Source organism: Actinomadura vinacea, assembly GCF_039532545.1.
Lineage (GTDB): Bacteria > Actinomycetota > Actinomycetes > Streptosporangiales > Streptosporangiaceae > Spirillospora > Spirillospora vinacea.
Genome location: NZ_BAAARW010000044.1, coordinates 107,291 through 113,811 on the forward strand (window position 1 = coordinate 107,291; position 6,521 = coordinate 113,811).

Below are 6,521 nucleotides of genomic sequence, written 5' to 3' on the forward strand. Positions count from 1 at the left end.
GCGCCGCCGATCAGCCGCGCGAATCGGGACGTTCGGGCTCCTCGGGTCCGCCCGGGCCGCCGGGCTCCTCGGGTCCGCCCGGGTCGCCGGGCTCCTCGGGGCCGTCGGGCGGCGGTTCCGCGCTCTGGCTGGGCCGTGACGGGGACTCGCGGCCGGGCCCCTCCGAGCCGCCCGGGCGGGACGGGGCGGGAGCGAGCGACGGCGGCCCGCCGGGACGGTCGGACGGCTGCCCGGAGTACGTGCCGCCGGTGTTCACCGACGGCGACCCGAACCGCTCCTGCGAGTAGCCCAGGGTGCTGACCGCGTTGGTCATGTAGGTGTTCCACATCCGCGCCGGGAGCGCGCCGCCGTACACCCCGTACCCCGGGATGTCCAGCGGCTTGCCGTCGCTGCGGAACATCGACACCGTCGTGGCCATCTGCGGGATGAACCCGTTGAACCAGATCGCCCGGCCCGCGTCGGTGGTGCCGGTCTTGCCGGCCACGTCACGGCCGTCGGCCAGCTGCGCCCCCGTCCCGGTGCCGCCCCGGACGACCTGCTGCATCGCGTACGTGGCGTCCCGCGCCACCTGCGTGCTGAAGACCCGCTGGCCCTTCTCGGTGAACGAGCGGGTGTGCTCCTTCTTGTTGTCGGTCACCGACTTCACCACGAACGGGGCGCGGTAGATGCCCTCGGAGGCGAACGTCGCGTACACCCCCGCCTGCTGCACCGGGTGCACCGAGATGACGCCCAGCGGGAACGTGGGCGCGGTGTTGGCGCCGTTGGCGGTGAGCTGGCTCTTGGGGATGCCCATCTTCACGGCCATCTGCGTCACCTTGTCCAAGCCGACCTTCTGGCCGATGTTGACGTAGGCGGTGTTGACCGAGTTCTGGGTGGCGCCCACCAGGTTGGTGTAGCCGAAGCTGCGGCCGCTGTCGTTGCGCACCGCGGTGCCGTTGTAGTACTGCGGCGACGACCCGTCGACGGAGTCGTACAGCTTCATCCCGCTGTCGAGCGCGGTGGCCAGGACGATCGGCTTGAATCCTGAGCCGGCCTGCGCCCAGTCGCCGAACGAGCTGCTCAGCGCCTCCATGAGGTAGTCGCGCCCGCCGTAGAAGGCCACCACCTGCCCGGTCGCCGGGTCGACCGACACCATGCCGGTGCGGATCTTCTTGCTCATCCCGGGCGGGGCGCTGGTGGTGACCGCGCGGCGCGCAGCGTCCATCAGCCGCTTGTCGAAGGTGGTGGTGATCTTCAGCCCGCTGCGGTTGATCTCGTCCTCGCTGTAGCCGCGGCGCTCGATCAGCTCCTTCTTGGCCACATTGACCATGTAGCCCTTCTGGCCCTTGAGGATGTTGGTGATCTTCTGCTTGACCGGCATCGGGAAGGTCATCGCCGACGCCTCGGCCTGGGTGACCGCCCCGTCCCGGACCATGTTGTTCACCACGGCGCGCCAGCGCTGCTCGGCGTAGGCCCGGTTCGCGCCCTCGGGCTCGGCGAAGTTGCTGGGCTGCTGGATCGCCGCCGCGAGGAAGGCGCCCTGGGCGGGGGTCAGCCGGCTGACGTCCATGCCGTAGTACGCCTTGGCGGCGGCCTGCACGCCGTACGCGTCCCGGCCGAAGAAGATCGTGTTGAGGTACTGCTCGAGGATCCAGTCCTTGGACTTCTCCCGCCCGACCTTCAGGGAGACCATGATCTCCTTGAGCTTGCGGGTGACCGAGCGCTCCTTGCCGATGCCGCCGTAGTAGTTGCGGACCATCTGCTGGGTGATGGTGGAGCCGCCCTGCAGCTGCTCGCCGGTGATCGTGGACCAGAACGCCCGCCCGGTGCCCTTCGGCGACACGCCGGGGTCCTGGTAGAAGCTGCGGTTCTCGGCCGCGATGACCGCGTCCCGCACGCCCTTGGGGATCTGCTTGATCGGGACGGCGTCGCGGTTGGTGCCGGTCTTGGCGATCGGCGTCTTGCCGTCGGAGTAGTAGAACGTCGGGCCCTGCGCGATGGCCTGCTGCTGGGGCGAGGGGACGGGCGTCATGAGGTAGGCCACGCCGAACGCGGCCACGGAGAAGCCGAGGAAACCGAGAACGATGAACAGCGCCCGGCGGGCGTAGCGGGCGGGCCTGCCGCGCCGCTTCTTGGGCGGCTTCTTACCGCCGCCGCCGGAGCCTGCGCTCTCGGACTTCTTGTCGCTTTTCTCGGGGGGTGCGGCCGTGGGGGCGTCCGCGGGCTCGATGGAGGGCCTGGAAGCGTCGTCGACGATCGGGACCCCGTCGCGGACGGTCTCGTCGGCGGGCGCCTTGGAGGGGGCCTCCGCGACGGCGACGGGCGTCTCGTCCGCGGGCTGCTCGTCCGCGGGCTGCTCGTCCGCGACGGGCGCCTCGCTCGCCGCGGGCTCCTTTCCTGTCGGCGCATCGCCTTCGGGCGCCTCGGCGGGGGTCTCTTCCGGGGGCGTCTCAGCTTCGGACGCCTCTTCCACCGGCGTCTCTGCCGGTGTCTCTTCCTGGGGCGCCTCGTCGGCCGAGTCGACCTCCGAGTCGGCTTCCGGGGGCGTCTCGTCCGCGGACGGCGCCTCGGTCTCGTGGTGGGTCTCGGTGTCGGTCCCGGTGGCGCCGGGGACGCCGTTCTCATTCATGTTCGCGGCGATGTCGTCATTCTTGGATTCGTCGGATTCGGTGCTGTCCGGGGCGGCGCCCTTCGCCGTGCCGCCCACGGCCGGGTCGTCATCTTGACTGCTCACAAGCCCCCCGTGATTCTTTTGTTACCGACGATACCCGAGGGCTTCGACGGCGTCGGTGGGTCAAGCACACTCCCATTGCTTCCCCATCAGTAAGGACGATCCGGCGGCCCGAACGGTTGTCCTCATCCTTTTAGCGGGATGAGTCCGTTCGGTCCGGAATGGCGAACGGCGGGCCATCCGGATGCGGATGCCCCGCCGTTCGGCGCGTTGCGTACCGCGCTAGGCACCGGTCACTTGGGCATGGTGCCGAGGATGTCGACCAGGAAAACGGTGTGGTCGGTGCCCTTGATCCCGGCCTGCGGGTTGCCGTCCTTGCCGTACCCGTCCTTGGGCGGCAGGACGAGCATCACCCGGCTGCCGATCTTCTGGCCCTGCAGGCCCTTGAAGAAGCCGGTCATGCCCTCGGTGGAGTTGAGCGGGAAGGTGGCCGGCGAGCCGTCCTCCCAGCTGGAGTCGAACTGCTTGCCGTCCCGCCAGATCAGGCCCTTGTAGTTGACCACGGCCACGTCGTCCTTGGTGGTCGCCCGGCCGGTGCCCTCGATCAGGGTCTCCACCCGCATCTTCTCCGGCGGGTCGGCCTTGGGAATGGTGACCTTGGGGCCCTTGCCCGGCTCGTTCGCGCCGACGGTCGGCAGGTCCTTGTCGTCCAGCTTCTTGGGCGTGCCCTGGGCCTCGGCGTTCTTGCCGAAGGCGGCCAGCAGGTCGACCACGAAGACGACCGAGTCGGTGTTCGAGAGCCCGAGCTGCTGGCCCTGCTGGCCGAAGCCCTCCTTGGGCGGGATCTCCAGGATCACCCGGCTGCCGGCGGTCTGCCCGACCAGGCCCTTGTCGAGGCCCTTGAGCTCGGTCTTGCCGAGGGTCATCGGGAGCACCTGCTGGCCCGCCGGGCGCTCCCAGGACGAGCTGAGTTTCTTGTTGGTGCTCTCGTCGGGCTTGTTGGTGTCGGTGCTGCGCGCCCACTGGTAGAAGGTGAACTTCACCAGCGCGGTGTCGCCGTTGGCGAGCTTGGTGCCGTTGCCCTTGATGGCGGTGTTGACCTGCAGCTTCCCGGTGGGGACCAGGTCCTTGGGGATGGCGACCTTGGGCGCCGTGCCGAGCGCGCCGGTGGCCTTGATCTCGGGCCCGGGCCGGGTCAGGTAGAAGGTCGTGCCGCCCGCGATGGCCAGCACGGCGACCACCGCGACCGCGATGCCGATCCGCCGCTGCCGCTTGGCCTGCGCCGCGGTCTTGCCCGACGGGCGCGGGCCGCGGCTGCGGCTGCCTCCGCTGATCCCGTGCGGGGTGAACTCCGGGCTCCGGATGTTCTTCGCGTTCGGCAGCTTGGCCTTGGCCTTGACCGTACGCTCACCCCGGGGCTTGTCATCCTCGGACATGTTTCCTCACTCGCTCCGGGCTCGACGACACCACGAAGGTCACACCCTGCCACCGCGGACCTAAGATGGCTGTGAAAACAGGGCAAAGAAGACCGCTTCGAATCTACCGGTCCCGCGGCAATCTACCGGTCCGGCGCCCGTTCGCGGGTGTCGAGGACGCCGTTCAGGAAGATCTTCGTGCCGGCGGTGCCGCGCGATCTTGGCCGGCGGGGCCGACCTCGGCGCCCTCGCGGGCGAACGCGATCGCGGCGGCACCGCCGATCCCGGAGGTGGCGCCGGTGATCACCACCACCTTGCCCTCGTAGCGGCGGGTCCCGCCGCCATGCCCAGCCCGGCCGCGCCCGCGGTCGGCGCCGCGCCCGTCGGCATGGCCCGCCGGCCGAGCCCGGCACGTTCCGCACTCGTGATCATCTCCTTGCAATGCGAATACTTGCTCGTGTTCGTGGTTCGCGATACGAGCGGGTGCTCGCATAATCAAGCGGGTGGAGCCGCCCGCGCGGGTGGCCGGTGGAGCCGGGCGCGGAAATGAATTCGTCGCCGCGGTCGCCCGCGTCCGCGCGAAAGGATGAATGGGGATGGTGATCTGGAATTGTTTGGGGATGTGGCGTAAGGGTCCTCTAACTGGGGGGACAGATCGTGGGCGGGACGCCGCGCGTCGGAGTCGACGACCCGGTCTACCACCGGAAATGGCCGGATGTGGCCGCCGGTCGCGGCCGCGGACGTTGTGTGTCCGAAAAGTCGCGGTGAACCGCCTTGCCGGCGACCGGGCCGCCAAACGGAATGAACGTTCTCGGACTTTCCGTCATCTCACCGGATATCTAATCCCGCGCCTAAGAAAGTGATCTTTAGAGCCAGGGGGCACCACGATGGCGTCAGGTCATGTCCACTCCCGCCTTCCGACGAAGAGACCCACCCGTGCGCGGGGGCCCGGAGCGGACGCGACCGCCTTCACGCCGATCGTCGGGCGGGACGGCGAGCTAGGCCTGCTGCGCGAGCAGCTCGCCGACCCGTCCGTGCGGCTGCTGACCATGACCGGGCCCGCCGGGGTGGGCAAGACCCGGCTGGCGCTGGCCCTCGCCGAGGACCTGCACGGCCCGTACGAGCGCCTCGACCTGGCCGGGCACGACCGGGCGGGCACCGTGCTCGACGCGCTCGCCGCCGCGGCCGTCCCCGGCCGGCTGGTCATCGTGGATCAGGGGGAGCACTTCACCGAGGCGCTGGCGGCGGGCCTGCCGCGGCTGCTGGCGGACCGGCCGGAGACCCGCGTGCTGCTGGTGAGCCGGGAACCGCTGCACCTGTACGGCGAGCGGGTGCTGCGGGTACCGCCGCTCGCCCGCGTCGCGTCCCTGGAACTGTTCCGGCAGCGCGCCGTCGCGGTCCGCCCCGACTTCTCTCTCAACGGCGGGGTGCGGGCCGAGGCGGCCCGGCTGTGCGAGCTGCTCGACGACCTGCCGCTGGCGATCGAGTTCGCCGCGGCACGGCTCAAACTGTTCCGCCCGGCCGAGCTGCTGGACCGGCTGCGGGACGGGCAGGACGTCCTCTACGGCGGCCCCACCCTGTCGCACCACGCGAGCATGCGGGCGGCGATCGGCTGGAGCCACGACCGGCTCACCGGCCCCGAACAGGCCGCCATCAGCGCGCTGGCGCTCCGCGACGGGGTGTTCTCACCGGCCGACGACCCCGAGCTCGCCCCCGAGATCATCGAGACGCTGGTGGACAAGAACCTGCTCGTCCCCATGCCGTCGGTGGACGGGGAGCCGCGCTTCCGGATGCTGAACGTCGTCCGGGCGTTCACCCGCGCGCTGGACGCGCCGCCCGTCACCCCGTCCCGGCCGCGGCCGCCGGCACCGTCGCTGACGCCGCGCGAGCAGGAGGTGGCGATGCTGGTGGCGCAGGGGCTGACCAACCGCCAGATCGCGGGACGGCTGGGCATCGCCGAATGGACGGCCGTCAACCACGTGCGCAACGTCATGCGCAAGCTCAACTGCACCTCCCGCGTCAACGTGGCGAGCTGGGTCCTGCGGGACGGCGCCGTCGCCGCCGCCGACTGACCGGGTGAAAGGGATCGGGCGGGCGGAGGATCTCCTCCGCCCGCCCGACGGCCGGTCAGTCCAGGGCGTCGAGGTCGTGGCCCATCTCCTCGGCCAGTTCGAGGGCCTTCTCGATGAGGGTCTCGACGATCTGGGATTCGGGGACGGTCTTGACGACCTCGCCCTTGACGAAGATCTGGCCCTTGCCGTTGCCCGAGGCCACCCCCAGGTCGGCCTCGCGGGCCTCGCCGGGACCGTTCACCACGCAGCCCATGACGGCGACCCGCAGCGGCAGGTCGAGACCCTCCAGTCCGGCCTGGACCTCGTCGGCGAGCCGGTACACGTCGACCTGGGCGCGGCCGCAGGACGGGCACGACACGATCTCCAGCCCCCGCTGCCGCAACC

The 6,521-nt window shown here is 70.6% G+C and carries 4 protein-coding genes and 1 pseudogene; 1 reads left to right on the forward strand and 4 read right to left on the reverse strand.

Annotated features, from left to right (window positions below):
• Positions 1-10: 10 nt before the first annotated feature.
• From ABD340_RS44725 to ABD340_RS44735, 3 genes are all read right to left on the reverse strand, one after another.
• Entirely contained in the window at positions 11-2,713 is a 2,703-nt protein-coding gene (locus ABD340_RS44725; RefSeq protein ID WP_344597882.1) for a transglycosylase domain-containing protein, read from the reverse strand.
• 230 nt (positions 2,714-2,943) lie between these two features.
• Complete coding sequence (locus ABD340_RS44730) at positions 2,944-4,086, reverse strand: FKBP-type peptidyl-prolyl cis-trans isomerase (protein ID WP_344597883.1); 1,143 nt, start codon at positions 4,084-4,086, stop codon at positions 2,944-2,946.
• A 163-nt stretch (positions 4,087-4,249) separates the two neighbouring features.
• Positions 4,250-4,507, reverse strand: a complete 258-nt coding sequence (locus ABD340_RS44735) for a hypothetical protein (RefSeq protein WP_344597884.1) — start codon at positions 4,505-4,507, stop codon at positions 4,250-4,252.
• A 445-nt stretch (positions 4,508-4,952) separates the two neighbouring features.
• Here ABD340_RS44735 and ABD340_RS44740 point away from each other — a divergent pair, with 445 nt between their 5' ends.
• Positions 4,953-6,137: a LuxR C-terminal-related transcriptional regulator gene (locus ABD340_RS44740; protein WP_344597885.1), complete on the forward strand. Its 1,185-nt coding sequence runs from the start codon at positions 4,953-4,955 to the stop codon at positions 6,135-6,137.
• A 55-nt stretch (positions 6,138-6,192) separates the two neighbouring features.
• On the opposite strand, the pseudogene ABD340_RS44745 reads toward ABD340_RS44740, so the two are convergent.
• Positions 6,193-6,521 (reverse strand): annotated as a pseudogene (locus tag ABD340_RS44745) (flavodoxin-dependent (E)-4-hydroxy-3-methylbut-2-enyl-diphosphate synthase); the annotation flags it as partial.

Coding starts and splice junctions, on each gene's coding strand:
- ABD340_RS44730 (WP_344597883.1), bottom strand. CDS start 4,086: ATGTCCGAGGATGACAAGCCCCGGGGTGAGCGTACGGTCAAGGCCAAG.
- ABD340_RS44740 (WP_344597885.1), top strand. CDS start 4,953: ATGGCGTCAGGTCATGTCCACTCCCGCCTTCCGACGAAGAGACCCACC.